Here is a 1,987-nt window from a genome sequence, read left to right as displayed (position 1 = left end):
GCGATATGGCGCGCTCGATCGAGCAGTTCAAGCGCAAGACCGAGGAGAAGGCCCACAACGCGGCGGCGCTCGAGGATGACCAGCGGCAGATGGCCGAGCACGTCAAGAGCCAGGCGCTGCAGGAGCTGGCCGAAGCGGTCGAACGTGAAGCGAGCAGCGTTGTCGACGAGGTTGCGCGCGGCACCGGCAACATGGCCGAGAGCGCGAAATCGATGACCAGCAGCACACTCACGCTGGAGCAGAATTCGAGCAGCGTCGCGGCCGCTGCCGAGCAGGCGCTCGCCACCACGCGCACGGTGGCTGACGCCTCCGCCCAGCTCGCGACGTCGATCTCCGAGATCTCCGCGCGTGTCGGCACCTCGCGGGAGCTGACGCGCAAAGCCGTCGCGGCGTCATCGGAGGCGCAATCCACCATCGCCAAGCTGTCCGATGCAGCCAACAAGGTCGGCGCGGTGACGAGCCTGATCAGCGAAATCGCCGGCCAGACCAATCTGCTGGCCTTGAACGCCACCATCGAGGCGGCGCGCGCGGGCGATGCCGGCCGCGGCTTCGCCGTGGTCGCCTCCGAGGTCAAGACGCTTGCCGAGCAGACCGCAAAAGCGACCGGCGAGATCTCGCAACAGATCGCCGAGATCCAGGCCTCGACGCGCGCTTCCGTCGATTCGATCGGTGCCATCGGCGAGGTGATCGGCAACGTCGAATCCGTCTCGACCAGCATCGCGGATGCGATCGAGGCACAGAACAACATGACCCGGGAAATCTCGCGCACGGTGGAGGAGACGTCGCTCGCCGCACGCGAGGTGGCGACGCAGATCGCATCGGTGTCGCGCGAGGCCGGCGAGGCTGGGCGGCGGTCGAGCGACATCCGCGACGGCTCGATCGACATCGCCCGCAAGATGCAGGACCTGCGCACCACGCTAGTGGGCGTAATCAAGACCTCAACGTCGGACGTGCATCGGCGGCTGTCGTCACGGCTCAACATCAACCGCCCGGGCACGCTCAGGCTGGACGGCCAGCAGGTTGCGATCAAGGTGCGCAACCTCGCGCTGGGCGGCGCGCTGATCGAGGCGATCCCGGTGCCGGTGGCGCTGCACGCGAAGGTCAATCTCGCCATCGACGGCCTGATCTCGAACCTACCGGCCGTGGTGATGCGCGTGAACGATCACACCGCGCTGGTGCAGTTCACGCTTGATGGCGAGCAGACAAGGCTTCTCACCGACGTCCTCTCCGACCGACAGGTGGCGTGAGCGGGCGGACACGGCCATCTCTCACGTCATTGCGAGGAGCGAAGCGGCGAAGCAATCCAGATTCTTCACTCGGCTCTGGATTGCTCGGCTTCGCCCGCAATAACGGAGCAGCGCGGAACGCCATCCGCCTCACCTGAAATGACACGCCACCAGATGCCCTGGGGCGCTCTCCTTCAGCGGCGGCACCTCGCGGCTGCAGATATCCTGCGCGAGGGGGCAGCGGGTGCGGAAGCGGCAGCCTGACGGCGGGTTGATCGGGCTCGGCACCTCGCCCTTCAGCCGGATGCGCTTGCGCTTCACGCTGGGATCGGGAATCGGCACCGCCGACAACAGCGCCTCGGTATACGGATGCTTCGGCGCGGCATAGAGCAGGCGTGACGGTGCGGTCTCGACGATGCGGCCGAGATACATCACCGCGACGCGGCGGCTGATGTGCTCGACCACCGAGAGGTCGTGCGCGACGAACAGATAGGCGATGCCGAACTTCTGCTGCAAATCTTCCAGCAAATTGATGACCTGCGCCTGGATCGAGACGTCGAGCGCAGACACCGGTTCGTCGCAGACGATCAGCTTGGGCTCGACCGCGAGCGCGCGCGCAATGCCGATGCGCTGGCGCTGGCCGCCGGAAAATTCATGCGGGTAGCGTGTGACATGGCCGGCCTGCAGGCCGACGGTCTCGAGCAGATAGACGATGCGCTCCTCATATTGCGCGCGCGTCTTGGTCAGCCGGTGAATAGTGA

2 protein-coding genes are annotated in these 1,987 nt (G+C 66.2%); one reads left to right on the top strand and one right to left on the bottom strand.

The genetic code is table 11. From position 1 onward, the window contains the following. Positions 1-1,247, top strand: a 1,247-nt coding sequence (locus WA702_RS10415) for a methyl-accepting chemotaxis protein (protein WP_425110431.1), incomplete at its 5' end; no start/stop codon positions are given. Between the two features lie 129 nt (positions 1,248-1,376). Here the strand turns inward: WA702_RS10415 and WA702_RS10410 are convergent. Further along, on the bottom strand, positions 1,377-1,987 hold a 611-nt coding region (locus tag WA702_RS10410; protein WP_425110430.1), incomplete at its 5' end, for an oligopeptide/dipeptide ABC transporter ATP-binding protein.

This window comes from Bradyrhizobium sp., from assembly GCF_049798375.1.
GTDB lineage: Bacteria > Pseudomonadota > Alphaproteobacteria > Rhizobiales > Xanthobacteraceae > Bradyrhizobium.
Note: the sequence above shows the minus strand (reverse complement) of the source record. Positions and strands in the feature narration are given on the sequence as shown.